Annotated in this window: 23 protein-coding genes and 1 pseudogene; 10 read left to right on the top strand and 14 right to left on the bottom strand. The window is 74.3% G+C overall.

The genetic code is table 11. The annotated features are described in order from the left end of the window. Window positions 1-2: 2 nt before the first annotated feature. A complete protein-coding gene (locus ABT300_RS18255; RefSeq protein ID WP_351676542.1) occupies window positions 3-1,181 on the top strand; it encodes an MSCRAMM family protein in 1,179 nt (392 codons plus the stop codon). 31 nt (window positions 1,182-1,212) lie between these two features. Here the strand turns inward: ABT300_RS18255 and ABT300_RS18260 are convergent, their stop codons facing one another. Next, window positions 1,213-2,364 carry a methyltransferase gene (locus tag ABT300_RS18260; RefSeq protein WP_351676544.1) on the bottom strand — a complete coding sequence of 384 codons (1,152 nt, stop codon included), beginning with the start codon at window positions 2,362-2,364 and terminating at the stop codon, window positions 1,213-1,215. A gap of 83 nt (window positions 2,365-2,447) precedes the next feature. Here ABT300_RS18260 and ABT300_RS18265 point away from each other — a divergent pair, with 83 nt between their 5' ends. The 3 genes from ABT300_RS18265 to ABT300_RS18275 all read left to right on the top strand — a co-directional run bounded on the left by ABT300_RS18265 (window position 2,448) and on the right by ABT300_RS18275 (window position 5,433). Continuing rightward, window positions 2,448-3,110, top strand: a complete 663-nt coding sequence (locus tag ABT300_RS18265; RefSeq protein ID WP_351676547.1) for an alpha-ketoglutarate-dependent dioxygenase AlkB family protein — start codon at window positions 2,448-2,450, stop codon at window positions 3,108-3,110. A gap of 27 nt (window positions 3,111-3,137) precedes the next feature. Further along, window positions 3,138-4,382, top strand: a complete 1,245-nt coding sequence (locus tag ABT300_RS18270; protein WP_351676550.1) for an ROK family protein — start codon at window positions 3,138-3,140, stop codon at window positions 4,380-4,382. 166 nt (window positions 4,383-4,548) lie between these two features. After that, a complete protein-coding gene (locus tag ABT300_RS18275) occupies window positions 4,549-5,433 on the top strand; it encodes an NAD(P)-dependent oxidoreductase (protein WP_351676553.1) in 885 nt (294 codons plus the stop codon). A gap of 144 nt (window positions 5,434-5,577) precedes the next feature. Here the strand turns inward: ABT300_RS18275 and ABT300_RS18280 are convergent, their stop codons facing one another. The 3 genes from ABT300_RS18280 to ABT300_RS18290 form a co-directional block, all read right to left on the bottom strand. Further along, window positions 5,578-5,763, bottom strand: coding sequence for a DUF1272 domain-containing protein (locus ABT300_RS18280; protein WP_351676556.1), 186 nt, complete (start codon window positions 5,761-5,763; stop codon window positions 5,578-5,580). A 183-nt stretch (window positions 5,764-5,946) separates the two neighbouring features. Beyond that, complete coding sequence (locus tag ABT300_RS18285) at window positions 5,947-6,531, bottom strand: DUF4865 family protein (protein ID WP_351676558.1); 585 nt, start codon at window positions 6,529-6,531, stop codon at window positions 5,947-5,949. Beyond that, window positions 6,507-7,106, bottom strand: coding sequence for a TetR/AcrR family transcriptional regulator (locus ABT300_RS18290; protein ID WP_351676561.1), 600 nt, complete (start codon window positions 7,104-7,106; stop codon window positions 6,507-6,509). The genes ABT300_RS18285 and ABT300_RS18290 overlap by 25 nt, the downstream gene beginning before the upstream one ends. Before the next feature lie 212 nt (window positions 7,107-7,318). On the opposite strand from ABT300_RS18290, the gene ABT300_RS18295 reads away from it, so the two are divergent. After that, window positions 7,319-7,612: an SHOCT domain-containing protein gene (locus ABT300_RS18295; protein WP_351676563.1), complete on the top strand. Its 294-nt coding sequence runs from the start codon at window positions 7,319-7,321 to the stop codon at window positions 7,610-7,612. A gap of 249 nt (window positions 7,613-7,861) precedes the next feature. Here the strand turns inward: ABT300_RS18295 and ABT300_RS18300 are convergent, their stop codons facing one another. Together ABT300_RS18300 and ABT300_RS18305 are read right to left on the bottom strand one after the other, a co-directional pair. Beyond that, on the bottom strand, window positions 7,862-8,365 hold the full coding sequence (locus ABT300_RS18300; RefSeq protein WP_351676566.1) for an ATP-binding protein: 504 nt from the start codon (window positions 8,363-8,365) through the stop codon (window positions 7,862-7,864). Window positions 8,366-8,608: 243 nt separating this feature from the next. Then, window positions 8,609-8,932 carry a hypothetical protein gene (locus ABT300_RS18305; protein WP_057582518.1) on the bottom strand — a complete coding sequence of 108 codons (324 nt, stop codon included), beginning with the start codon at window positions 8,930-8,932 and terminating at the stop codon, window positions 8,609-8,611. A gap of 305 nt (window positions 8,933-9,237) precedes the next feature. Between ABT300_RS18305 and cds1 the strand changes: the two genes are divergently transcribed. Beyond that, the gene (cds1, locus tag ABT300_RS18310; RefSeq protein ID WP_351676569.1) at window positions 9,238-10,362 is read left to right on the top strand and encodes an L-cysteine desulfhydrase Cds1; all 1,125 of its coding nucleotides are present in this window, start codon (window positions 9,238-9,240) and stop codon (window positions 10,360-10,362) included. Window positions 10,363-10,390: 28 nt separating this feature from the next. On the opposite strand, the gene ABT300_RS18315 is transcribed toward cds1, so the two are convergent. After that, the gene (locus tag ABT300_RS18315) at window positions 10,391-10,861 is read right to left on the bottom strand and encodes an SRPBCC family protein (RefSeq protein WP_351676572.1); all 471 of its coding nucleotides are present in this window, start codon (window positions 10,859-10,861) and stop codon (window positions 10,391-10,393) included. Between the two features lie 55 nt (window positions 10,862-10,916). Next, entirely contained in the window at window positions 10,917-11,747 is an 831-nt protein-coding gene (locus ABT300_RS18320) for a DeoR/GlpR family DNA-binding transcription regulator (protein ID WP_351676575.1), read from the bottom strand. Between the two features lie 278 nt (window positions 11,748-12,025). Here ABT300_RS18320 and ABT300_RS18325 point away from each other — a divergent pair, with 278 nt between their 5' ends. Next, a complete protein-coding gene (locus ABT300_RS18325; RefSeq protein WP_351676578.1) occupies window positions 12,026-14,344 on the top strand; it encodes a hypothetical protein in 2,319 nt (772 codons plus the stop codon). A 105-nt stretch (window positions 14,345-14,449) separates the two neighbouring features. Here the strand turns inward: ABT300_RS18325 and ABT300_RS18330 are convergent, their stop codons facing one another. From ABT300_RS18330 to ABT300_RS18345, 4 genes are all read right to left on the bottom strand, one after another. Further along, window positions 14,450-16,897 carry a right-handed parallel beta-helix repeat-containing protein gene (locus ABT300_RS18330; RefSeq protein WP_351676581.1) on the bottom strand — a complete coding sequence of 816 codons (2,448 nt, stop codon included), beginning with the start codon at window positions 16,895-16,897 and terminating at the stop codon, window positions 14,450-14,452. A 107-nt stretch (window positions 16,898-17,004) separates the two neighbouring features. After that, window positions 17,005-17,610: an Rv1733c family protein gene (locus tag ABT300_RS18335; protein WP_351676584.1), complete on the bottom strand. Its 606-nt coding sequence runs from the start codon at window positions 17,608-17,610 to the stop codon at window positions 17,005-17,007. Between the two features lie 222 nt (window positions 17,611-17,832). Next, window positions 17,833-18,657, bottom strand: a complete 825-nt coding sequence (locus ABT300_RS18340) for an MOSC domain-containing protein (protein WP_351676587.1) — start codon at window positions 18,655-18,657, stop codon at window positions 17,833-17,835. Between the two features lie 41 nt (window positions 18,658-18,698). Beyond that, the gene (locus ABT300_RS18345) at window positions 18,699-19,127 is read right to left on the bottom strand and encodes a DUF6643 family protein (RefSeq protein WP_351676589.1); all 429 of its coding nucleotides are present in this window, start codon (window positions 19,125-19,127) and stop codon (window positions 18,699-18,701) included. Window positions 19,128-19,425: 298 nt separating this feature from the next. Here ABT300_RS18345 and ABT300_RS18350 point away from each other — a divergent pair, with 298 nt between their 5' ends. Next, entirely contained in the window at window positions 19,426-20,748 is a 1,323-nt protein-coding gene (locus ABT300_RS18350) for a TerD family protein (protein ID WP_351676599.1), read from the top strand. 53 nt (window positions 20,749-20,801) lie between these two features. Here the strand turns inward: ABT300_RS18350 and ABT300_RS18355 are convergent, their stop codons facing one another. Beyond that, window positions 20,802-21,995 carry a glycosyltransferase gene (locus ABT300_RS18355; protein WP_351676591.1) on the bottom strand — a complete coding sequence of 398 codons (1,194 nt, stop codon included), beginning with the start codon at window positions 21,993-21,995 and terminating at the stop codon, window positions 20,802-20,804. Window positions 21,996-22,034: 39 nt separating this feature from the next. Here ABT300_RS18355 and ABT300_RS18360 point away from each other — a divergent pair, with 39 nt between their 5' ends. Together ABT300_RS18360 and ABT300_RS18365 are read left to right on the top strand one after the other, a co-directional pair. After that, on the top strand, window positions 22,035-22,820 hold the full coding sequence (locus tag ABT300_RS18360) for a glutamate racemase (RefSeq protein WP_351676594.1): 786 nt from the start codon (window positions 22,035-22,037) through the stop codon (window positions 22,818-22,820). Between the two features lie 143 nt (window positions 22,821-22,963). Continuing rightward, entirely contained in the window at window positions 22,964-23,539 is a 576-nt protein-coding gene (locus ABT300_RS18365) for a hypothetical protein (protein WP_351676596.1), read from the top strand. A gap of 62 nt (window positions 23,540-23,601) precedes the next feature. Here the strand turns inward: ABT300_RS18365 and ABT300_RS18370 are convergent. Next, window positions 23,602-24,461 (bottom strand): annotated as a pseudogene (locus ABT300_RS18370) (O-antigen ligase family protein); the annotation flags it as partial.

The following is a 24,461-nucleotide window of genomic DNA, read 5'->3' on the forward strand; positions in this document are numbered from 1 at the left end:
CCATGTCCCCTGCGCAGACCCGATCCGCCCGGATCGAGGAAGGGGGCGCGGCGCCCAGGGTCGGCGTCGCCCTGGCGGCGCCGGTCTTCGTCGCCGTGGCCGGCGTGGTTCTGGTCCGGATGACCGACGACCTCGGCGGCGCACTGCCCTCGGGCAACGGGTTCGACGTGGTCATGGCGGCGGGAGCCGGAGCGGCGATCCTCGCCTTGGCCGTCGCGGCGTTCCTTCCAGGGCGGCGCACCGCGACCGCAGCAGCGCAGGCCGTACCGTCCACCGGAGCGCAGGCCGTACCGTCCTCGGGCGGGGGCGTCGGCGGGGCCGGGGAGGAGCGGGCGGCGGGGGCGGCCGTGGCGGTGCCGCTGGCCCGTGCCGTCGCGGAGCTCGTGGCCACGGTTCCCGGACTGGCCGACGGCATGCCGGCGGGCGGCGGCCGAGCGGTGCGCGGACGGGTGCGAGGCGCCGAGGGCCTGCCGGTGGCCGGAGCCGCTGTCACGCTGATCTCGCTGGGCGGACGCCAGGTGGGCCGCGCGGTCTGCGGCCTCGACGGTTCCTACGAACTGACGCCCGCAGCGGGGGCCTATGTGCTCATCGCCTCGGCCGACGGCCACCAGCCGCAGGCCGCGACCGTCGTGGTCGGGGCGGCGCCCGTCCAGCACGACGTGCTGCTCAGCGGCTCCAGCGGTCTGGTCGGCGCGGTCCGGGCCCAGGACGGCGGAGCGCCGCTGGCGGGGGCGGTGGTCGTCGTCATGGACGTGCACGGCGATGTCCTGACCACCGCACGCACCGACGCCAAGGGTGAGTTCACCGTCGCCGACCTGGTGCCGGGGAACGTCGTCCTCGCGGTCAGCTCTCCGGGGCGTCGGCCGCTGGCGCAGCCCGTCGAGATCGGCGTCGCCGGTCTCACCCCAGTCGACGTCGAGCTGCGGCCCGTCACACAGGTGCGGGGCACGGTACGCGCCGCGGGCGCTCCGGTGTGCGATGCCCGGGTGACCCTGGTGGACGCCGTGGGCAATGTCGTGGCGACCGCCACGACCGGCGGCGACGGGACGTACGCCTTCACCGACCTGGACGACGGCCCGTACACGGTCATCGCGGCCGGCTACCCGCCCCGGGCCGATCACGTCAGCCTCGGCGGCGCCGACGTGAGCGACCACGACATCGAACTCGCCCACACGCCCTAGGTGTATTGACCCCGGGCGTCGGCGGCGGGACTCACCCTCGCCTGACGGCTTTCAGCACCACGAACTTCCGGTCTCCGGCGACCAGTTCACTGTTGCCGAACAGCCGCCTGAGCTTCACGTGGTAGCCCAGGTGCCGGTTGCCCACCACCCACAGCTCGCCGCCCGGCCGCAGCGCGCGCCGGGCCCCCGTGAACATGCGCCACGCCGTCGCGTCGGTGGTGGCCTGGTGGGAATGGAACGGCGGGTTGGTGAGCACGACGTCCACGCTGCCGTCCGCGACGCCCGCAAGGCCGTCCCCGACCCGGAACTCGGCGTGCCCCGGCACCCCGTTCGCCCGGTAGGTGGCCTCCGCCGACGCCACCGCCTGGAACGACTCGTCGGTGAACAGCACCTCCGCCCGCGGATCGGCCAGCGCCACCGCCGTGCCGACGATCCCGTTGCCGCACCCCAGGTCGACGACTCGGCGGTCGCCCCCGGTGCTCGGCAGATGCCCGAGGAAGAACCGGGTGCCGACGTCGAGGCGGTCGGCGCAGAACACTCCCGCGTGGTTGACGACCGGACGGCCGGAGAGCGGCGAGCCCAGGTCGCCGGGCAGGTCGTACACGTACGGCCACGGGCTGGCCGGCCGCTTCAGCGACGGGTCGGGGGTGCAGAAGACCAGCCGGGCCTTCTGCTCGGCGAGGGAGGTCCGGGTCGGTCCGAGGATCCGTTCGAAGAGCTTCAGCGTCGAGGTGTGGATCTCCTTCACCATGCCCGCGCCGACGACGACCGTGCCCGCGTGCACGGCGGGCGCCAGCCGCAGCAGCTGGTCCTCCAGCAGCGCGAGGCTCTTCGGGACGCGTACCAGCAGCACGTCGATCCGCTCCGGCGCCGGGTCCTGGGTGGTGAGCAGCCGCACGGAACCGGTCTCGACGCCGGCCCGCGCCAGATTGGCCCGGGTCGCCTCCTGCCCCAGCCAGGAGTCGGTGATCTGCGTCGGCCGGTGCGCCGCCAACGCCGTCACCAGCGCGCCCCAGCGGTCGCCCAGCACCACCACCGTGCCGGTCAGCGGGACGTCCTGCGCCGCGAGGTGTCTGAGCAGGTAGGCGTCGGAAGCGTCCCAGGCGCGCAGCTGATCGCGGGGGTCCTCGGGGTGGCGGGCCAGCTCGACCTCGCCCCACGGCGTCGTCATACGGTCGTTCATCGTGGTCAGGCTAGCCGAGCCGCAGCTCAGACGCGGTGTCACCGTCGGACGGCCGCGACACCGGGATGCGGGAGGATGGGTTCATGGACACGGAGCTGTTCCCCCGTGGGCGTGCGGAGGTCGCGCCGGGAGCGGTGCACCTGCCCGACTGGCTGGACGCGGCCCGCCAGCGCGAGCTGCTCGGGTCGTGCCGGGAGTGGGCCCGTCCGCCGGCCGGTCTGCGCACGGTCCGCACGCCCGGCGGCGGCACGATGACGGCCCGCCAGGTCTGTCTGGGCTGGCACTGGCGTCCGTACGCCTACGCCCGCACGGTCACCGACGGCGACGGCACGCCCGTCAAGCCGTTCCCCGAGTGGCTGGACGAGCTGGGCCGGCGTGCGGTGGCCGACGCGCTCGGACCGCAGGAGTCCCGCGCGGTCGCCTACGACATCGCGCTCGTCAACTTCTATGACGGCGACGCCAGGATGGGCATGCACCGGGACGCCGACGAGCAGTCCGACGCGCCCGTGGTCTCCCTGAGTCTCGGGGACTCCTGCGTCTTCCGCTTCGGCAACCCGCGGACCCGGACGCGGCCCTACACCGACGTCGAGCTGCGCAGCGGCGACCTCTTCGTGTTCGGCGGCCCCTCCCGGCTCGCCTACCACGGAGTGCCACGCGTGCTGCCGGGGACGGCCCCGCCCGCGCTGGGCCTGACGGGACGGCTGAACATCACCCTGCGGGTGAGCGGCTTCCCCGACGCCGGCTGAGCAGCGGATCATGGGAGACTCGCCCTCATGAGCGGCAAGGCGGACCCCCGGCCGGCGGGGGAAGGGACCACCTCGAGGGCGCGGCTGGACCGGGGGCGCGGTGCGCTCGGGCCCGCGCTGGAGCTCGTGCACACCGGGCGGGCCCCCACCCGGGCGGTGCTCACGGCCGAGCTCGGCGTCACCCGCGCGACGGCCGGCGCGGTCGCCGCCGAACTCGTCGCACTGGGCCTGATCCGGGTGGACGCGCGGCCCGGCGCCGCCGCCGGTTCGCAGGGCCGCCCCTCCCACCGGCTCGAAGTCGCGCAGGACGGCCCGGTCGTCCTGGCGGCACAGGTCCACGCCGACGGTTTCCGGGCCGCGCTGGTCGGTCTCGGCGGCCGGATCGTCGCCACCACGCCCAGCTGTGAGGCCGTCGACGCCGACCCCGCGAAGGTGCTCGGGGCGGCCGTGGACGCCGGTGCGGAGCTGCTGCGGCGGACCGGCCGGCGCTGCGTGGGCGCCGGGCTCGCCGTGCCCTCCGCGATCACGGAACCCGAAGGGCTGGCGCTCAACCCCCTGCACCTGGCCTGGCCCGCGGGCGCGCCCGTGCGGGAGATCTTCGCTGAGCGGACCCGCGCCGCCGGAGTCACCGGACCCGCGTTCGCGGCGAACGACGTCAACCTCGCCGCCCTGGCCGAACACCGACACGGGGCCGGACGCGGCGCCCGCGACCTGCTGTGCGTGGCCACCGGGCACCGGGGCGTCGGCGGCGCGCTCGTGCTGGACGGCCGTCTGCACACCGGCAGTTCGGGACTCGCCCTCGAGGTCGGACATCTCACCGTCAACCCCGAAGGACGGGCCTGCTACTGCGGCAGCCGCGGCTGTCTCGACGTGGAGGCCGATCCGCTCGCCCTGCTGAACACCGCCGGCCGGCATCCAGGACCCGAGGGCTCCCTGCTCCAGCAGGCCAACGAACTGATTCGCGAGGAGTACGGCGACCCGGTCGTCCGGATGGCCGTCGACGCCCTGATCGACCGGCTGGGACTGGGCCTGGCGGGGCTGGTGAACATCCTCAACCCCGACCGCATCATCCTCGGCGGACTGCACCGCACCCTTCTCGCCGCGGACCCCGACCGGCTCCGGGCGGTCGTCACCGAGCGCAGCCTCTGGGGCCACAACGGCGGGGTGCCGATCCTCGCCTGCTCCCTCGACCACAACAGCCTGGTGGGCGCGGCCGAGTTGGCCTGGCAGCCGGTCCTGGACGACCCGCTGGGGGCGCTCGCCGTGGCGTGAGACGCGCCGCGTCCGTCCGCCCGGCGGCTCGGCTCGGGCGTCGACCCGGTCCGGGCCGACGCGCTCGTGACGGGTCGTCAGTCCTGTCGGCCGAACGCCGTACCCCGGTGGCCGCCGTGCCACGGGAATGGCGCCGCTGACCCGCGCGCGGACGTAGGTTGACGGCATGACAGACCACCTGACCGTCAGCGTCCTGGGCACCGGCATCATGGGCGCCGCGATGGCCCGCAGCATCGCCCGGGCCGGCCACACCGTCCGCGTCTGGAACCGCACCCGCGCCAAGGCCGAGCCGCTCGCCGCGGACCGCGTGCACGTCGCCGCATCCCCCGCGGAGGCCGTCGAGGGCGCGGACGTCGTGCTGACCGTGCTCTACGACGGACCCGCCACCCTCGAGGTGATGCGCGAGGCCGCTCCGGCCCTGCGCGCCGGCACGGCCTGGTTGCAGTCGACGACCGCCGGGATCGAGGCCGTGGCCGAACTGGCGGCCTTCGCCCACGCACACGGTCTCGCGTTCTTCGACGCCCCCGTGCTGGGCACCCGTCAGCCGGCCGAGGCCGGGCAGCTGACCGTCCTCGCGGCGGGTCCCTCGGCGAGCCGGGCCGCGGTCGCGCCCGTCCTCGACGCCGTGGGCGCCCGAACCGTGTGGACCGGCGAGGACGGCGGCGCGGGCAGCGCCACGCGGCTCAAGCTGGTGGCCAACAGCTGGGTGATCGCGGCCACCGCCGCCACCGGGGAGGTGCTCGCCCTGGCGCAGTCCCTGGGCGTCGACCCGGAGGCGTTCTTCGCGCTGATCGAGGGCGGCCCGCTCGACATGGGGTACCTGAAGGCGAAGGCGGCCCTGATCCTCGACGAACGGCTCACGCCGGCCCAGTTCGCGGTCGCGACGGCCGCCAAGGACGCCCGGCTGATCGTCGAGGCGGGGCGCGGGAACGGCGTCCGCCTGGACGTGGCGGCCGCGAGCGCAGAGCGTCTGGAGCGGGCCGCCGCGCAGGGCCACGGCGACGAGGACATGGCCGCCGCCTACTTCGCCAGCTTCGACGGCACCGCCTGACGATCCCGGGGGAGAGTCCACCCGGTACGGCCGGGACACGGACGGCCGCACGCTGATCAGCGCGGACGGGGTCGGGTCGTGCAGGCGCGCGTGGACGAGGGCCGGGTCGTGCGGACGCGCGTGGACGAGGGCCGGGGCCTGCCGTCAGCAGGCGGGGGCTCGGCGCGGCCGGGGGAGCAGCTCCCCGCCGCAGTTCGGGCACACCCCGCCCAGGGCCTCCCCGCACGGCACGCAGAACGTGCACTCGTAGGAGCAGATCCGGGCCGCCCCGTCAGGCGGCAGGGCGGCGGTCGTGCAGCGTTCGCAGCGGTCGCGCATCTCCAGGGCCATCGCGGTACGTGCTCCTCGTCGGGGTCGGTGCGTCGCCCTCCATCGTCGGGCGAGTGCGGGCCTCCGTCGGCGGTCCGGCAGGCCACGCTTCGACAGGATCGGGCCTGCCCGGAGCGCCGCACGACTGCCCGCGCCGGTCACGACCGCCCATGCCGGTCTCCGCCCGCGCCCCCGGGCCTCACCTCACCACTGGCGGCCCGCGGGGAGCGCGGCCCGCCCCGGCGCGGACAGGTGCAGCACCTGGAACAGCTCGCCCTCGGCCTTCGGCGGGGCGTCCTCCCAGAGGGACAGGTGCACGCTCTCCCACCGGCTCGTGTCCACGGCGGCGGCCGAGAGCACCGCGCCGCCCTCCCGCGCCAGCCGTCGCGCCTCGTCCACCGACTCCCGCACCGCGGCGGCGACCGGGACGCCGTCCGGAAGGGGCCGGCGCCGCCGTACGGCGAACCGGGCCGGGGCGTCGGCGGCTACCCCCTCCTCGTAGGCCAGACCCGTCCACTGGCGGACCGCCGGGCGCCCGAAGTCGTCGCTCAGGCCCTGGAACCCGGCGCCCCACAGGAAGGCGTTCATGCCCTCCACCGTGTTCCAGAGATAGAACGGCGCGTACTGGCTGACCGGCGAGCCGTGCACCCCGCGCTCGCGCAGCAGATACGCCTTGAGACCGAGGCCCGACCAGCCGTCCAGCAGACGCCCGACGCGGGCCACGCGCGCGCGGACGACGTCCGTGTCGTAGTCGGCGGGCAGGGTCAGCTCGTACTGCATGGCGTGCACGGGGCCTCCTGGTGGACCGGGCGGGGGGCGAGCAGGGAGAGCAGTCCGCGGACGCCCGCGTCGAAGGCGGCCGGCGAACCGGCCGCGCGGGCCAGCACATAGCCGCCCTGGACCGTCGCCACGACGGTGGCGGCGATCGCCTCGCCGTCCAGCTCCGGGCCGAACTGCCCCTGTTCCTTGCCCTCTTCGACGATATGGGCGATCAGTTCGCGGATCGCGTCGATCGTCTCGTCCACGGGTTCGCGCAGCGCGTCGTTCGCGATGACGTCCGGGTCCATCGTCAGCCGCCCGAGGGGACAGCCGCGCAGCACGTCGCGCTCGCGCGTGAGGTACGCCTCGATGCGCTCGTAGGGGGTGCCCGGTCCGTTCAGCACCTCCTCGACGGCGGCGCGCATCTCCTCGGCGGTCCGCCGGATCGCCGCCAGCGCGAGATCGGGCTTGCCCTTGAAGTGGTGGTACATGCTGCCCTGGCCCGCGCCCGCCCGCTCCAGGATCGCCCTGGGGCTCGTCCCCACGTATCCGCGCTCCCAGAGCAGTTCCCGGGTGGACTCGATCAGTCGCTCCGATGTGCCCATGGAGTGACTGTACATACCAGTAGGTACAGAAGTCGAGGACCCAGGGAGCAGACCCAGGGAGCATCCGTGGCGCGCCCGCGTACTCCCGGGGAGGTACGCACACTGCCGCCGACCGTGCGACGACGCGGGCCCCCGCCCGGCGGGACTCTCGAGACGTCGGAAACGTTCCGTTGCAAGGTCCCCTTGCAGATCCCCTGAGGAGATGACCCGAGATGAACACCTTGGCCGACTGGCAGGGCGGCGGCCCCGGCCCGTGGATCCTGTTCCTCCCGCTGATCTGGGCGGCCGTGGTGATCGGCGCGGTCACGCTGCTGCGCCGCACCGTGTGGCGCGGCCGCCCCGGTCCCTGGGGCGCGCCGCGCGACCCCCGTCCCACCGGTGACTCGCCCCTCGCCGTCCTCGGCCGCCGCTTCGCCTCCGGCGAGATCGACGAGGACGAGTACTGGCGGCGACTGTCAGTCCTGGACGAGCAGTTCGGCCGCGTGGGCAGGGGCGGCGCGGTGTGATCGCGCCGACCGCCCCCGCCCGGACACGGCACGCCGAGGGGTCGTCGACGCCATGGTCGCGGACGACGCCGACGGCGGCGCCGGTCTCACGGCTCTCCGGCGGTCGAAGCGCGTCAGCGCGGCGCCGGCGTTCGCCCCCGCCCGGGAACGCCCCCTCCCAGGAACGCCCGAGCCCGGTGTGCCGGCCCTCGACGGGGGCGGGCGCACCGGGCGCGGGGGCGTCTCGTCGTGCGGGACGTCACCGCCCGGTCAACCGACGACGGCCGACCGGGCGGGGGCATGCGCGGGCCGCAGATCGTCGACGGAGACGACCTCCGTGAACCGTGGAGCGGCCTGCTCGCGCGGTGTTCGGCGCGGCGGACGCGCCGCGAGCTCCCGCGCAGCGACGGGCGCCGGCAGCGTGAACCACACGACCTTGCCGGACTCGCCCTCTGGCCGGGCGCCCCAGCTCTCGCTCACCGCGGCGACCATGGCCAGCCCGCGTCCGCAGGTGGAGAGCGTCTCGGCCGCCTTGACGACCGGCAGTCGCGGGTCGTGGTCACGCACGGAGACGGTCAGCCGGTCGAACAGCAGCTCCATCTCGACGACGCAGGTCTTGTCGGGCTGGGCATGCAGGTGGACGTTGGTCAACAGCTCCGTCACACCGAGTGCGGCCCGGTCTATCAGCGGATCCATGTGCCAGTAGCGCAACTGCGCCGATACGATTCTGCGGACCTGACCGATCCGCGACGGCAGGGCCTGAAGCTCCACCATGCAGTGCCTGCTTGGGTTGCTGATCACGGCTGCGACTCCCCGACTGAGGTCCGGAAGAACACGGAGTTCGGATCGAGCAGGGCGTCTGCGCGAGGCGGCCGCCTGCTGTCTTGGCCGGCGGGCTGGTTCGCAGCGTTATCGCCGGTAAACCCAGAGTGACGTGAGACCAGAGTGACGCAGCGGATGCGGTAGCGCAACTCGCGGTGATTCGGCCACCCGGGCCGGTCTCTCGCCCCCTGCGGCTCAGCCGCCGCGCCCCGCCGCCCTGCGCACTGCCTCGATGAAGCGGCGCGCCGCGGGCGGGCCGGGCTCGCCCGGCGCGGGGTCGTGCTCGCCGAGCGTCAGCAGGTACCGGTTGCCGTTGAGGTCCGCCAGCGCCCGGTCCTCCGGGGCGAACCACGGTTTCGAGGCGCGGACCGCCTGCACGGGCGCGCTGTCGATCTCGCTGCCGTAGCTGGTCAGCAACTCCAGCCTGCCGTCGCTGATGCGGACCTGCCCGGCCCGGGTGAGCGAGCGCAGCCGCTTCCCGATACGCACGCCCGTAGCCGTGAACTCCGGCTCCGCCATGCCTTTCCGCCCCCTCGTGTCCGAACTCGTCCCATGACCCGGTGCGCGCCCCCGTCCGGGGGCCGCCCCGACCCGGTGCAGTCTGCCCGCGCCTGCCCCCGAGCACCAGTGCGTCCGCAGGTCCGCAAGGGGCCGTCCGGAGCATTCGGATGAATGCGCCCCCCGGCGCCCGCACCCGCCCCCAGGGCCGCCTTTGAGTACCCCAAAGGTGTATTTATGCAGGTGAGAAGCATGTGGAAGGTGTTTATGATCGGAGTGTCGGCCGCGCGGACCGCCGTCGGCGCGAAGTCCGAAGGAGCCCCGCCGTGACCACCTCCCCGCCCACCAGGACCGGTGCCACCCTCGACGTCGATCGCAGCGACGCCGCCTACCGTGACTGGCTGAAAGAAGCCGTCCGCAGGGTCCAGGCCGACGCCAACCGCTCGGCCGACACCCACCTGCTGCGCTTCCCGCTCCCGGAGAGCTGGGGCATCGACCTCTATCTCAAGGACGAGTCGACCCATCCCACCGGCAGCCTCAAGCACCGGCTCGCCCGCTCCCTCTTCCTCTACGGCCTGTGCAACGGCTGGATCAGGCCGGACCGCCCGGTCATCGAGGCGTCCAGCGGCTCGACGGCGGTGTCCGAGGCGTACTTCGCCAAGCTGATCGGCGTGCCCTTCATCGCCGTCATGCCGCGTACGACGAGCGCCGAGAAGATCCGACTGATCGAGTTCCACGGCGGGCGGTGTCACTTCGTCGACGACTCGCGCACGCTGTACGAGGAGTCCGCACGCCTCGCGACGGACCTCGAGGGCCACTACATGGACCAGTTCACCTACGCGGAGCGGGCCACCGACTGGCGCGGGAACAACAACATCGCCGAGTCCATCTTCCGGCAACTGCAGCTGGAGCGGTTCCCGGAGCCCGCCTGGATCGTCGCCACGGCCGGCACCGGCGGCACCTCCGCCACCCTCGCGCGCTTCGTCCACTACACCCAGCGCGACACCCGCATCTGCGTCGCCGACCCGGAGAACTCGTGCTTCTTCGAGGGATGGACGAGCGGCGATCCGGACGTCACCTGCGACTGCGGGTCGCGTATCGAGGGCATCGGCCGGCCCCGGATGGAGCCCAGCTTCATCCCCGGCGCCGTCGACCGCATGATGAAGGTCCCCGACGCCGCCAGCGTCGCCGGGGTGCGCGCCCTGGAACGGGCCATCGGCCGCAAGGCGGGCGGCTCGACGGGCACCGGGCTGTGGAGCGCGCTCAAGATCGTCGCCGAGATGGTGGCCGACGGCCGCCGGGGCAGCGTCGTCACCCTGCTGTGCGACCCGGGGGACCGCTACCTGGACAAGTACTACTCCGACGACTGGCTCGCCGAGCAGGGCCTGGACATCGCCCCCTACACGGCGGTGATCGAGACGCTGCTGGCCACCGGCGTGTGGCAGGACTGAACCGGAGCACCCGCCACGGGCGGCGCGCTCAACCGGACAGCCGGCGGTCCAGTCGCGTCACGGCACCGCGGAAGGACCGCCCGAGCCCCGGCCGGGCCAGCCGCAGCACCGCCCGGAACGCCCCGCTCCCGTCCGCGGCGAACGTCCACTGCACGCGCGTCCCCGCCCCGGCCGGCGCCAGCCGCCACTCCTCGACCAGCGCCCCGAGGCCCGGAGCGTTGGTGACGTCGACGCGGTAGGCGTAAAGCTCAGGCTCCTTCGCCGCGAGGACCGTCTCACGAAAACGCGTGCCGCCCCGCAGGCGCACCTCGCGCGCCGCCCCGTCGTCCAGCGGCTGCGCGGACGTCACGGCCGGAAACCACTGCGCCCACCCGGGCACGTCCTCGGCGAGAGCACGGTAGACCCGCTCGGGGGCAGCGGACACCTCCGTCGCGAAGACCAGCCGCACGCGAGCGGTCCGGACGAAGTCGAGCCCTTCGGGGCGCAACCGGCGAGGCATACGCGCGACCTCCGCATGGCGGGGAGACGGGTGCGCCACCCTAGCCGTCGCCCTCTCAGATGTCTGCACCCTCGTCGGGCTCGCCCGCCACCGTCAGCCGACGCAGGTGCTCGGAGATCTCCGCGCGCGCCGCCTCCGGCAGACCGGCGTCCGTCACGAGCGTGTCGACCTGCTCCAGCGCGGCGAACGAACTCAGGCCCACCACACCCCACTTGGTGTGGTCGGCGACCACCACGACCCGGCGCGCCGACTGCACCAGCCGCCGGTTGGTCTCGGCCTCCGCGAGGTTCGGCGTCGACAGCCCGGCCTCGGCCGATATGCCGTGCACGCCGAGGAACAGCACGTCGAAGTGGAGTGCCGCGATGGCCTGGTCGGCGACCGGCCCCACCAGTGAGTCCGACGGCGTGCGCACCCCGCCGGTCAGCACGACCGTGGCCGCTCCCTGCCGCGGGCCCGCGGTGCGCTGCGCCACGTGGAAGACGTCCGCGACGCGCACCGAGTTCGTCACCACGGTCAGGTCCGGCACGTCCACCAGGTGATGGGCCAGCGCATAGGTGGTCGTACCGCCCGACAACGCGATCGCGCTGCCCGGGGCGACCAGTTCCGCCGCGGCCTTGGCGATGTCCTCCTTGGCGGTCAGCTCCAGACCCGACTTCGCCTCGAAGCCCGGCTCGTGGGTGCTCGCCTCCACCACCGGCACCGCGCCGCCGTGCACCTTCTCCAGCACTCCCTGCCGGGCCAGCGCGTCCAGATCACGCCGCACCGTCATGTCCGACACGCCGAGCTTGCGGGTCAGCTCGTTGACGCGGACGCCGCCACGGCGTCGGACCTCGTCCAGGATCAGGGAGCGCCGCTGCTCCGCGAGGAGGTTCTGATTCTCACTCACGTACGCTCCGGTCCTTTCCCTCAAGCCGTCCGACGGGCCGCTCACCTGCTCCGACGAGGACGTTTCGCCCCCGACGCCGGTGTGCGGGCGTCCCATCCTCGCACGGCGGGGTCACAGCTGTACCACCACCCCGACGCGTGCATGCCACCGAGGTGGGCGCCCGTCGCTCGCACACCGCGCGAAGATTCCGTGACCGGAGGTGTATCACGCGTCCGAAGCGGCGATCCTTATGCCCGCACGGACACATTCGAAGGCGTGTCATGGGGGAAGTGCGCATCGTGAAACCTGCCTCCGCGGGCGGAGCCGCCCTGGAACTCCTGGTCCACGGCGTGGGCGGCGCCACGCCCGAGAAGATGCTCAACGATCCGCGTACCGTGCGGATCACCGGCGACGGGACGGCGGCCGTCTACCGGCGGGCCGACGACGTCGCCGCCGACACCGGCCCCGGCGTCGACCGCGGCCGCGGCGTACCGGTCCCCGAGGCGTACGTGTGGTCCAACCTCACGTCCGGCAACGGCACCCGCGCCCTGTGGCTGCTGCTGTTGCCGTTCATGGTCGTCAACCTCGCCCACTGGATGCGCCCCGCCGCACGGGAGGGCGCCCGCGCGGTGCGGGTGTACGGCCTGCTGGTGCGGCTCGCCGCGCTGAGCCTGACGGTGCTGCTGGTGGCCGCGGCCTGCGAGGTCGCCCTCGACCTGACGGCCTGGCAGTGCGCGGGCACGACCGCCTGCGCCGAACGCCACACCTGGCTGGGCTTCCTCTCGCCGACCGTCTCGGACGGCGGCTGGTGGAGCCTGCCGGGCCGCAGGCTCGCCCTCGCCGCCCTGCTGCCGACCGCGCTCACCGCGCTCCTGTGGTACCTGTCCCACCGCACCTGGCGGGCGTACGAGTCCCAGGAACCCCTGGACCGCGCGCCCGAGCCCGGGACGGGCCCCGCGCACACGGCGCTCGGCCGGCCCGGCTTCTGGTACGGCCGCCGCCTGGTCGCAAGGCTGCGCGCCGCGCACACCGCGGCCGGCCTGCTGACGGTCGCCGCGGCCGTGGGCACGGCGGCCGCGCGCGAGGACCGCAGGCCCGGCGGCCCCGCCCTCCTCGACCTGCTGGGCCGCGCCCTGGAGGCCTCCCTGGCCGCGGGCGCGCTGGCCACGGTGTGGGTGGTGTGCCGCCGGGGCCGCAGCGAGCACCGCCTCGACCGGCGGGTCGACGCCCGCCTCGTGCACGGGCTGCCGTCGGCCGCCCTCGTGCTGCTCGCCCTCACCCTGGTGTACGCCGGATGGGACCGCCCGGGCTGGAGGTCCGACGGCCGGCTCGCGGGCGACGCGACCTTCGGCGCACTGGCTCTCGCCCAGGGCGCCCTGGTGATCGCCCTCGCCGTCGTCGCCCGCACCCTGCACCACTGCCCGCGACGACACGGGCCGGACGCGCCGCCGGAGCGCTGCGCGCTGCACGGCCTCGGCGGACCGGCCGTCGCGATGCTGGCCTGCGCGCTGGGCGGCGTCATGTCCGGCGGGGTGTCGCAGCGGGTGTCGGACTGGCTCGACGGCACCGGGACCTCCCTCGAAGGCCCGCCGGTGCTGCTGACCTGGCAGGCCGCCGTCATTCCGGTGCTGCTCGCGGTGGTGCTGGTGGTGTGCGCGCTGCTCGCCCGGCGCACCCTGCTGCTGATCCGGGTCGAGGAGCAGGAGGTGATCCGGACGTACGGGGTGCGCTCGGGCGACGCGGCGCGCACCCGGCTCATCGCCCGGGCCCGTGCGATGGCCGCGCTCACCGACCGCGGCCCGCTCCTCGTCGCCGTGGTCGCCACCGCGACCCTGCTCCTCGGCGCCGGCGCGCTCGTCGGCGCCTTCGGCACCGGACGGACCCCGGTGCGGGCCGCGCAATCGGCTGCGCCCTTCGTGCAGGGCGCCGCGCAGACGGCTCAGGCGCTGGGCTCCTGGATGATCGGGCTCGGCTTCATCCTGTTCGTGACCTGGGGGCGGCGCGCCTACAAGGACGTCTCCGCGCGACGCACGATAGGCATCCTCTGGGACGTCGGCACGTTCTGGCCGCGCGCCGCGCACCCCTTCGCCCCGCCCTGCTACGCGGAGCGCGCGGTACCCGACCTGACCTGGCGCATGGCCACCTGGACGCGTGCGACGGGCGGGCGGTTGGTCATCTCCGGGCACTCCCAGGGCAGCGTCCTCGCGGCCGCGGCGGCCTGGCAGCTGAAACCCTCCGACCGGGCCCGCGTCGCCCTGCTCACCTACGGCTCCCCGATCGAGCGCCTCTACGGCCGCTGGTTCCCCGCCCACTTCGGACCGGCCGCGCTGGCCGCCCTGCACGAGGACATCGACTGCTGGCGCAATCTGTACCGGCCGACCGATCCCATCGGCGGCCCCGTACGGCTGTCCGGCGACGGCTGCGGCCCGCGGGTGGACCGCGAGCCGCTGGCCGACCCCCTGGCGTACGGTCGCAGCGAGGACCATCCGCTGCCCGCGCCCGTCCTCGGGCACTCCGACTACCAGGCCGACCCGGCGTTCGCCGAGGAGCGCGAACGGCTGCTGGGACGGCTGCGGCCCGAGACGCCCTCGGGGGAGGTGCCGGTGCAGCGGTCGTGAAGCGGCGGGGGGCCGTGAAGCAGCGGGGGCGCGAAGCGGCGAGGGTCGGTCGGGCCGACCGTCATGCAGGGCGCGCCGTCGTGCAGGGCGGCCGGTCCTGCAGGGTCAGGGCAGCTCCGGCAGGTCCTCCGCGTACAGCAGGGTGAGGTCGTCCGTGCTGGGCTCCGCCACCTGCGCGACACGGCTCGCGTGCCGCTCCACCATCGCCTCGAACGTCTGGCGGGCGGTGCGGCCGTTGCCGAAGGCGGGGCCCTTCGGGAGTTCCGTGAAGTACTTCAGCAGCGCGTCCGCGGCGCCCGGACCGAGCCGGTACTCATGCTCCTCGGCCTGCTGCTGCACGATCCGCAGCAGCTCGTCCGGGCCGTAGTCGCCGAAGGTGATGGTCCGTGAGAAACGGGACGCCACACCCGGGTTGACCGACAGGAAGCGCTCCATCTCCGCCGTGTAGCCCGCCACGATCACGACGACGGAGTCGCGGTGGTCCTCCATCAGCTTCACCAGGGTGTCGATGGCCTCCTTGCCGAAGTCCCGGCCGGCGTCCTCCGGCGACAGCGCGTACGCCTCGTCGATGAACAGCACGCCGCCGTGCGCCCGCTGGAACGCCTCCTGGGTGCGGATCGCCGTCGAGCCGATGTGCTCGCCGACCAGGTCCACCCGGGACACCTCGACGAGATGGCCCTTCTCCAGCACGGCGAGCGCGGCGAGGATCTCGCCGTACAGGCGTGCGACCGTCGTCTTGCCTGTTCCGGGGGAGCCCGTGAAGACCAGGTGGCGCTTGACGGACGCCGCCTTGAGCCCCGCCTGCTGACGGCGCCGGCCCACCTCGATCATGTCGATCAGGGCCCGCACCTCGCGCTTGACGCTGTCCAGACCGACCAGGGTGTCCAGCTCGCCGAGCACGTCCTGCGAGGTCCGCACCGGCGTCTGCGGCTCCGGTGCGGCCGGCTGCGGTTCCGGCGCGGCGACGCGCTGATCGGGCAGCACGCCGAGCAGCCCCGGGGACTGGACGGTCGTCTGCACGGCCGTCTCCAGGGCGACGGGGGCCCCTGGCGAGCGCACGCCCGCACTCTCGTCGCTGCTGCAGTCCTCGACCACGGGCGCCGAACCGGACGCGGAATCCGCACCGGCGTCGGCGAACTCGTAGCCGCCGCGCGCACAGCGCTCGGTCCGGCACTTGCGCAGCGTGGTGCGGCTGCCGTCTATGACGTGGAAGCCGTAGCCCCCGCTGTTGGTCACCTTGCAGTTCAGAAAGCTGCCGCGGCCGCCCGCCGACACGTAGAACCCGGCCTCGGCGGGGGAGTCGACCGTGCAGCGCTCGACGGTCGGGTCGGCGCCCTTGGTGACGATCACGCCCGTCTGCGTGCCGTCGATGGAGCAGTTGTCGAGGGTGCCGCCGCTGCCGTGGTCGCGGAACCAGGCGCCGGTCGCCGCGTCCCGGATCCGGCAGTCGTCGAGCTGGGCCGTGGCGCCGTCGCTCACCGACACCGCGGTGTTGCGCACCTGGGAGAGGTCGCTGTCGACGACGTCCGCACGGGAGCCGCGGTCGAGGACGAACAGGGCGTCCGGCACGTCGTGCACCCGGCAGGAGTCCAGCACCGCGGTGGCGCCGTCGCTGACCCAGACGGCCGGGTAGTCACCGGTGCTGTCGAAGATCTCGCACTGGTTGGCGTCCACGCGCGTGCCCGGGTCCCAGACCGACAGCCCGTTGCGCCCGAACTGACGCACCGTCGTGCGGGTCAGCGTCAGGACGGAACGGGACCGCAGGTCGACCGCGTTCTCCGGGATGTCGTGGATACGGCAGTCGGCCAGGGTGAGCACGGCGTCGGTGTCGAGGGTGACGCCGTCGGCGGTGGTGCGGTGCACGTCGCAGTCGGTGAGATGGGCCGTGGCCCGCGCGCTGACCTGCACGCCGCTGCCCCTGACCTCGTACACCTCGCAGCCCACCGCCTCCAGCGCGGTGTGGTCGCCGGTCGCGCTCAGACCCGCCCCCGCGGTGTGGTGCACACGGCAGCGCTCGAATCGCGGGCGCGCGCCGCCGCGCACCGCCACGCCGGCCTGCCCGGCCGCGAGGACCTCGCACTCCTCGAAGACGCCCCCGCCGCCGTCCACCACGGCGATGCCGATGCCCGCCGGGTTGTCGACGGTGCACCGCCGCACCGTGGGGCGGGCCCCGCCGCGCACCTCGACGCCCGCCGCGGACCGGGTGACGATCCGCAGGTCCAGCAGCTCGGGCGTGCCCTCCTCGACGAGCACCGCAGGCGCGGCCGCGTCCTGACCCTCCACGTGCAGGTCCTGCACGACGGCGGAGGCCCGCACCGTCAGCGGCACTCCGTCCACCGGAGCCAGCCGCACGGAGCCCGGGGAGCCCTCGGGACCGCGCAGGGTCACCGGCCGCTCCACGACGAGGTTCTCCCGGTAGGTGCCGGGAGCGATGGTGAGGACGTCGCCCTCCGCCGCGGCCTCCAGGGCTGCGGCGAGCGATGCGTACTCACCCGTGCGGCGCCGCCACCGCGATGTGCCGGTGTGCGTCACCTGGACCGTGCCCTGTGCCATGGCGTTGCTGTGCCCCCACCTCGTGGTACGCGGGTTGATGCCGAAGGCTTCGGCCGGACCACCGTAGCGTGCGCGCGGGCAGTGGGTTGACCAGAGACGAAAGGCCGTCAGCTGCCGGCGCCGGTGCGCCCCCAGTCCGGGCCCGCACGCTCCCAGGCCCGGTCCCAACGGGCGTAACGGCGGCGGACCATGCGCCAGACGACCAGCCGTCGGCCGCCCTCCACGGCGCCCGCGGTGAACAGGGCCGCGCCGAAGCCGGCGAGCACGGCATGCGTCGTGGCGGTGGCGGGGTCCAGGGGACGGGCCGCCAGACGGCCGTGCCCGTCCGTCCATATCGCGAAGTGGTCGCCGCGGTGCGGGGTCCTGAGACCGGCCAGGACCGTGCCGTGCTGCGCCGTGCCGTCCGGCGCGGTCCAGTCGGCGACGACCCGGGTCCGCGTCTCCCTGCCGGTGGTCGTCTCCGGATCCACCTCCACCGACGAACCGCTCGCCCGGCGCACCACGGTGGCCGTCACCTCGTGGCGCGACGCGTGCTGCGCACGGACCGACTGCTGCAGAGCGCCCTGGGCCGCCGCGCCGACGACGGAGCCCGCGACGGGCGCGACGAGCAGGATCAGGAGCAGGGCCGACAGGGCCACCCACGCCTCGACCAGGTCCGTTCCGCGGCGCAGCGGGTTGTGTCGCCAACGCCAGATTCCGCCGATCGCTCGCATGGACCGCACCCCCTTCCCGCTCCGAGACAACCCCCGCCGGAGCCGTCCGCACGCGCGTCCCGTGAAAGAGAGAGCGAAATCACCAAGACCGACGTCCCCCATGAATCGCTCCCGCCCTCCCAACGCCCGGGAGCCGGGCAGGGGTTCCCGCCGGTCCTTCCGCCCGTGACCGGGCGGGCCGGGCGGGGCCGTGACGTGCGGAGGGCGGCGGTGCGCGGGATGTCAGCCGGTGACCCGCACCGGATCGCCGATCCTGATCGTCCCGCGGGACATCGGCACCAGGTTCTGGCCGAAGAGCAGCGCGCCGCCGATGCGCCGACGCCGTCCGAGGGTGTGCAGCGGCTCCCTGCCGCGCGCCGCGGTGTCCTGGTCCGTGGTGGTGACCACGCACCGGCCGCACGGTTTGGCGACCCGGAACTCCACCTCGCCGACCACCAGTCGCGACCAGCCGTCCTCGGCCCACGCATCGGTGCCCGACACGACCAGGTTCGGCCGGAAACGGTTCATCGGCAACGGCCCCTCGGCGGCGTGCTCGCCCTGCGCGACAGCTGAGTTGAGGGCGTCGAGGGACGCGGTCGTGGTGACCAGGAGCGGGTATCCGTCGGCGAACGACACGGTCTCGCCGGGCAGCGCGTACGCCGGGTCGACGGGCCTGCGGGTGGCGGGATCGTCCATGTGGACGAGCCGTACGTCCGTGCCCAGGTAGTCGCTGCACCAGGCGTGCGCGGCGGCGTCGGCGAGGACCCCCTCCACCTTGTCGCGGAAGATCTCCAGCGACACCGTGGCCGCGGGATCGGGCACGGCGACCGTCAACGACGGCCGGCCGGACGCGGACAGACGCAGGCCGCCGCCGGGCAGGAGCTCGGCGGCGGCGAGTGCGAGGCGCGGCTGCTGGCGTTGGGTGACGACCTTTCCCCCGTCGTCGATCAGCGCCCAGCGTCGGTCCCCGGCCAGCCCCCAGGGCTCCACGACGGCCTCACGGGGCGCCTGGCCCCGCAACGCCTTGACCGGATGGACGTGGATCGACAGCAGTTCCGCGAGAGGCATGGGGTCATTTTGCCAGGTGGCGCGGGTGACCCCGGAACGGCTCAGTAACCGCGGTACTGCTGCTGGTTGTACGGATCCTGGTACTGGGGCGCGGCGGGCCGGGGCGCGGCCGGGCGCATCGCCTCGTAGTTCATGCCGGGCGCCGCGGGACGCTGCTGCTGCGCCTGGGGGCCGGGGTAGCCGCGCGGCGCGACGGCCTGCGGCGGGATGTAGGCCGCCGGAGCCTGCTGCAGCGGCGCGGGCTGCTGCGCCTGCGGGTAGCCGTAGGACTGCTGCGAGGGACCCGCCGGAAGGGCGGGCAGCGCCGACGGCAACGCGGGCAGGTTGCTGCCGCCCATGTCGTACGCGGCGGGGACCCGGATCGGAGCGATCTGCGGGGTGCCCCGCTCGGCCACGAGCGAGTCGTAGATCGGAGTGTCCGGGAAGGCGGAGTAGTAGCCGCCTCCGTAGGTGGAGCGGGGGGAGGTCATGGCACATAAGGTAAGCCCACGATGTGCTGGTTGGGGAGACCGATAAGAGGGTTGATTTCCGTGTCGGTAGGAGCCTCGGATCCCCAATGCGAGCGAACTTGGGAAAAAAGGACGGCGAACAGCGCGTAGATCGTGTAAAGGCCGAGTTCCGGGTGGGTTACCAAGGGTTGGCCAGGGCTGATCCTGCGCTCCCGATGGGCGTGTGCCGTCCCTCGGAATAGGTTGGCCGGTAGACAAGCCGAGGGGCGTCGGCGCCTACGGCCCGGTGCACCGACACGTGAGGGGGGCGTACATGTCAATGTCGAAGGGGTCCAATGTCCCGGTGCCGACCACGGCGCTGCGCGTCGAGCTGGGATGGCGTTCCGGGCCGGGTGTTCCCGACGCGGACGCGTCGGCGCTGCTGCTGGTGGGCGGGAAGGTCCGTTCCGACGCCGACTTCGTCTTCTACAACCAGCCCGCGCACTCCTCCGGCGCCGTCCGCCACGAGGGCAAGCGCGACGCCGGAGGGCGGGTGACCGACGGCATCCTCGTCGACCTCGCGCGCGTGGAGCCCTCGATCGAGACCGTCGTCCTGGCCGCTTCGTCGGACGGCGGCTCCTTCGGCCGGATCCCGGACCTCTACATCGAGGTGCGGGACGCGTCGCAGGGCGCGGTCGTGGCCCGGTTCGACAGCGCGGGCGCCACCGTCGAAACCGCTTTCGTGCTGGGTGAGTTCTACCGCCGTCAGGGCGCCTGGAAGTTCCGGGCCGTCGGACAGGGGTACGACAGCGGACTCGAGGGCCTGGCCACGGACTTCGGCATCACCGTCGACGAGCCCCAGCACGCCGCCCCCGTCCCGCCGGCCCCCGCCCCCGTGGCCCCGACGCCGCCGCCCCAGCAGCCGACGATGCCCGCCTTCCCGGTCACCGTGCCCCCGCCCCTCCACCAGGCCCCGCCGCCCCCGCCCGCCCCGCCCGCCCCGCCCGCGGCGCCGGGCGCGCCGGTCAGGCTCACCAAGGTGACGCTCACCAAGGCCGCCCCGTCGGTGTCCCTGACCAAGCAGGGCGGCACCTCGGGCGCCCTGCGCGTCAACCTCAACTGGGAGGTGCGCAAGCAGTTCTCCGGGTGGGGAAGCAAGCGCGGCCGGGCGGTCGCGCTGCACAACGACCTCGACCTCGACCTGTGCGCCCTGTTCGAACTCGCCGACGGCCGCAAGGGCGTGGTCCAGGCCCTCGGCAACGCCTTCGGCTCGCTGCACCAGCCGCCCTACATCCACCTCGACGGCGACGACCGCACGGGCGCCGTGTCGAGCGGCGAGAACCTCACGGTCAACCTCGACCGCAAGAACGACTTCCGGCGCATCCTGGTCTTCGTGACGATCTACGAGGGGGCCCGATCGTTCGCCGACCTGCACGCCACGGTCACACTGCAGCCCCAGTTCGGCGCACCGGTCGACTTCTCCCTGGACGAGTGCACCGTCCCGTCGACCGTCTGCGCGCTGGCGCTCATCACCAACCAGGGCGGCGACCTCGTCGTCCAGCGCGAGGCCCGCTATCTGGTGCCCGAGCGCGGCGTGAGCCCGCAGCGCACCGTAGACCACGTCTACGGCTGGGGCATGAACTGGACGCCGGGCCGCAAATAGGAGCCTGGCCTGACCTGACCTGACCTGGCCAGGCCCGGACCGGGCCGGGCCGGTCAGCCTTCGTCGGCGACGGCGTCCGGACGTGTGTAGGTGCGGCCCTTCCAGGCCGCGCCGCGCCCCCGGTAGTGCTGCACGGCGGAGTCGACCGTCATCAGCAGATAGAGGAACGCGGTGAACGGCAGCGCGGGAGCGAGCCACAGCGGCTGCCGGTAGTGACGCAGCATCGGGACGTACGTCCCCGCCATGACCAGCCAGGCCAGCGCGCCGCACACCGCCGTCGGCGCGCTGTCGGCCGCGAGCCCGAACAGGAGGGCGAGCGGCGGGACCAGGTACACCAGGATCAGGCCGAGCACCGTTCCGATGAGCAGGGCCGGGCTGTGACGCAGTTGCGCGTACGCGCTGCGCGACACCATCCGCCACAGGTCGTGCAGCCTCGGGTACGGCCGCACGCTGTCCACCCGGTCGGCCAGCCCCAGCCAGATGTGCCCGCCCGCGCCCTTCACGGCCCGCGCGAGCGCCACGTCGTCGATGACCGCCTGCCGGATGGCGTCCGGGATCCGCACCCGCTCGGCCGTGTCGGCGCGCAGCAGGACACAGCCGCCCGCCGCGGCCGCCGTGCGCGCACCGCGCCGGCCGATCCTGCGGAACGGATACAGCTGGGCGAAGAAGTAGACGAACGCCGGCACCACCAGTCGCTCCCACGCGCTCTCCACCCGCAGTCGCGCCATCTGGGACACGGCGTCGAAGCCGCCGGTGCGGGCCGCCGCGACCAGCTCCCGCAGACTGTCGGACGCGTGCGCGATGTCGGCGTCCGTGAGGAGGAGGTACTCGGGCTCACGCGCGCGTGCCAGAGCGATCCCGTGCCGCACCGCCCACAGCTTCCCGGTCCAGCCCGCAGGCGGTTCGCCGGGTGAGGCCACGGTCAGCGGGAGCCCGCCGTGCCGCCGGGCGAGGGCGCGCGCCAGGTCGCCCGTGCCGTCGCCGCTGCCGTCGTCGACGAGGAAGATCTCGGCCCGCCCCGGATAGTCCTGGGCGAGCAGCGAGGGCAGGCTCGCGGGCAGCACCGCCGCCTCGTCGCGCGCGGGGACGACGACGCAGACCGACGGCCACTCCCGCGGCTCCGTCCGGTCCGGCAGCCTGATGTCCGTGCGCCAGAAGAATCCCTGACAGAGCAGCAGCCACAGCCAGGCGGCCAGGGACAGGGCGGCGATCCACACGATGGCGCTCACGTGCGCAGTCTTCCCCACCCGAACGGGCCGCAGGCGCACATCGTCTATGGTGGCCGGGTGAAGATCGCGCTCATGGACTCCGGAATCGGCCTGCTGGCGGCCACCGCCGCGGTACGGCGCCTGCGACCGGACGCCGATCTCGTGCTCTCCCTCGACCCCGACGGCATGCCCTGGGGGCCGCGCACACCGCAGGACCTCACCTCGCGTGCGCTGGCCGTCGCCGAGGCCGCCGCGGCGCACCGGCCCGAGGCCCTCATCGTGGGATGCAACACGGCCACCGTGCACGCCCTGCCCACGCTGCGGGCCGCCCTCGAGCCCGGCATCCCGGTGATCGGCACCGTCCCGGCGATCAAGCCGGCCGCGGCAGGCGGCGGACCCGTGGCGATCTGGGCCACCCCCGCCACCACCGGGAGCCCCTACCAGCGCGGCCTGATCGAGGACTTCGCCGGCGGCGTCACGGTCGCCGAGGTCCCGTGCTGGGGGCTGGCCGAGGCCGTGGAGCACGCGGACCAGAGCGCGATCGACGCGGCGGTTGCCGCGGCGGCGGCCCTCACCCCCGAGAACGTCACGACCGTCGTCCTCGGCTGCACCCACTACGAGCTCGTCGCCGACCGCATCCGCGCCGCCGTGCAACGCCCCGGCCGCCAGCCGCTGGTCCTGCACGGATCGGCCGGCGCGGTCGTCGCGCAGGCCCTGCGCAGGATCGGCGCGCGCCCCGAGCCGGAGGACGCGGCGCTCGGTGCAGTGACGGTTCTGCTCAGCGGTCGCCCCGGAGCTCTGCCGGCGCCGGCGCTGGCCTACGCGGAAGGCCGCCTGCTCCAGCCCGTCAGCCCCGCCCCGTGACCGTCGCGCACCGCGCTCCCTGACCGTCGCGCACCCCGACCCGTGACCCGTCCGGCCCGGACGCCCCGCAGGGGCCCCCGGGCGGAGCAGTCACCCTGCGCTACGGGGTACCGGCGCAGCGAAACCTGAGTAACCTCATGAATATGAGGGACCACCCCCACGACGAGAGCATCCCGCTTCCCGACGTCCCGCACCCCGACGCCCCGCACCCCGACGTCTGGACGGGGCGCGCCACCAACCGCTTCCAGTGGCTGCTCGCCCTGGTCGGGGCCGCCTGCCTGGCGCTCGGCGTCGAACTCGCCGTCGAGTCCGCCTGGACGTCCGGCGTCGCCCCGCTCGTGATGTCCGTCGTCGGCTGCATCGCCGCCGGGCTGCTGGTGCTCTTCGGCACCCTCGCCTTCGTCCACGTCGACCTGAAGCTCGACAAGGAGTCCCTCGAGGTGCGCTGCGGCCACATCGGGCTGCCGCGCCGGCGCATCCCGCTGACGCATGTCGCCGGCGCCGACTTCGAACCGCACGTCACGCCGCGTCACTGGGGCGGCTGGGGCTATCGCTGGCGGCCCGAGAAGGGCACGGCGGTCGTCGTCCGCAAGGGCGAGGGCGTGGTGCTGCGCCTGTGGGACGGCCACACGTTCACGATCACCGTGGACGACGCCGAGTCGGCGGTCCGCGTCATCCAGGAGCGGCTGCGCACCGGAGCCCCCGGCCCCGCGCGCTGAGCGTCCGCCCCCGCCCGGCGTCCGGCCTCTCCCGGCGTCCGGCCTCTCCCGGCGTCCGGCCTCTACGGGCGTCCGGCCGTCGGGCGGTCGCCGTGCCGCAGATCCCGCCCGAACGCCGACGGGGCGCCGTGCGTCGCGGGTTCCGCGGCGAGCGGCCGGGCCGTCGCCAGGCCGGCCAGCAGCGCCGCGCCCACAGACACGATGGTGAAACTCAGCGCGTTCCCGATCGCGGCCACCGCGGCCACCGCGGCCACCGCGGCCACCGCGGCCACCGCGGCGAGCGCCGTCTGCGTGGCTCCGGCGGTGAGGACGACCGGGGTCGGACGCTGCGACCGCCACAGCACGAACAACACCCAGCAGAAGGCCGCCGAGAGCAGCAGCAGTCCGACGACGCCCTGCTCCGCCGCGGTCTGCAGCGGCGCTGAATGCGGCTTGCCGTCGGACAGCGTCGCCTGCTCCGCCGTCGTGCTCAGCTCGCCGAAGCGTCCCGGGCCCAGGCCCAGCGCGCTCGGGCGGCGGACCATGCCGAGGGCGTCGCGCACAGGTCCACGCGGTGCGGCGTCAACCGGTCCGTGAGCGGGCCGGCGAGCCTCGAAGGCAACGCGCTTCCCGGCGACGGCCCAGGTCAGGCCGGTCACCAGGGCAGCCGCCGCGGCCGACGCGGCGAGCGCCGGACCCCGGTGGCGCATCCGCCCTGCGGCCAGCGAGCACGCCGGCGCGGCGCAGCAGGTCACCACGCCCGTCGTCGAGTCCAGGAAGGCCGCGGCAGCCGTCACGCCCGCGGCGAGCAGCCACAGCGCGAGCCGCTGTGCGGGCACCCGGCTCGTCCAGCCGGCGCAGCACGCGGCGCCGGCCGACAGGGTCAGCACCGCTGCGGTGGCCCCGGCGTGCCCCAGGGGCGCGGCGATCTCCGGCCCCGGGC

The sequence above is a fragment of the Streptomyces sp. NPDC001027 genome (genome assembly GCF_040299045.1).
Classification (GTDB): Bacteria; Actinomycetota; Actinomycetes; order Streptomycetales; family Streptomycetaceae; genus Streptomyces.

What these genes read in the sequence shown, in the direction of transcription:
- ABT300_RS18290 (WP_351676561.1), bottom strand. Translation starts at nt 7,106, where the DNA reads ATGGGCACATCGGAGCGACTGATCGAGTCCACCCGGGAACTGCTCTGG.
- ABT300_RS18295 (WP_351676563.1), top strand. Translation starts at nt 7,319, where the DNA reads ATGAACACCTTGGCCGACTGGCAGGGCGGCGGCCCCGGCCCGTGGATC.
- ABT300_RS18350 (WP_351676599.1), top strand. Translation starts at nt 19,426, where the DNA reads ATGTCGAAGGGGTCCAATGTCCCGGTGCCGACCACGGCGCTGCGCGTC.
- ABT300_RS18335 (WP_351676584.1), bottom strand. Translation starts at nt 17,610, where the DNA reads ATGCGAGCGATCGGCGGAATCTGGCGTTGGCGACACAACCCGCTGCGC.
- ABT300_RS18275 (WP_351676553.1), top strand. Translation starts at nt 4,549, where the DNA reads ATGACAGACCACCTGACCGTCAGCGTCCTGGGCACCGGCATCATGGGC.
- ABT300_RS18270 (WP_351676550.1), top strand. Translation starts at nt 3,138, where the DNA reads ATGAGCGGCAAGGCGGACCCCCGGCCGGCGGGGGAAGGGACCACCTCG.
- ABT300_RS18260 (WP_351676544.1), bottom strand. Translation starts at nt 2,364, where the DNA reads ATGAACGACCGTATGACGACGCCGTGGGGCGAGGTCGAGCTGGCCCGC.
- ABT300_RS18255 (WP_351676542.1), top strand. Translation starts at nt 3, where the DNA reads ATGTCCCCTGCGCAGACCCGATCCGCCCGGATCGAGGAAGGGGGCGCG.
- ABT300_RS18280 (WP_351676556.1), bottom strand. Translation starts at nt 5,763, where the DNA reads ATGGCCCTGGAGATGCGCGACCGCTGCGAACGCTGCACGACCGCCGCC.
- ABT300_RS18300 (WP_351676566.1), bottom strand. Translation starts at nt 8,365, where the DNA reads ATGGTGGAGCTTCAGGCCCTGCCGTCGCGGATCGGTCAGGTCCGCAGA.
- ABT300_RS18340 (WP_351676587.1), bottom strand. Translation starts at nt 18,657, where the DNA reads ATGCCTCTCGCGGAACTGCTGTCGATCCACGTCCATCCGGTCAAGGCG.
- ABT300_RS18330 (WP_351676581.1), bottom strand. Translation starts at nt 16,897, where the DNA reads ATGGCACAGGGCACGGTCCAGGTGACGCACACCGGCACATCGCGGTGG.
- ABT300_RS18265 (WP_351676547.1), top strand. Translation starts at nt 2,448, where the DNA reads ATGGACACGGAGCTGTTCCCCCGTGGGCGTGCGGAGGTCGCGCCGGGA.
- ABT300_RS18365 (WP_351676596.1), top strand. Translation starts at nt 22,964, where the DNA reads ATGAGGGACCACCCCCACGACGAGAGCATCCCGCTTCCCGACGTCCCG.
- ABT300_RS18345 (WP_351676589.1), bottom strand. Translation starts at nt 19,127, where the DNA reads ATGACCTCCCCCCGCTCCACCTACGGAGGCGGCTACTACTCCGCCTTC.
- ABT300_RS18315 (WP_351676572.1), bottom strand. Translation starts at nt 10,861, where the DNA reads ATGCCTCGCCGGTTGCGCCCCGAAGGGCTCGACTTCGTCCGGACCGCT.
- ABT300_RS18305 (WP_057582518.1), bottom strand. Translation starts at nt 8,932, where the DNA reads ATGGCGGAGCCGGAGTTCACGGCTACGGGCGTGCGTATCGGGAAGCGG.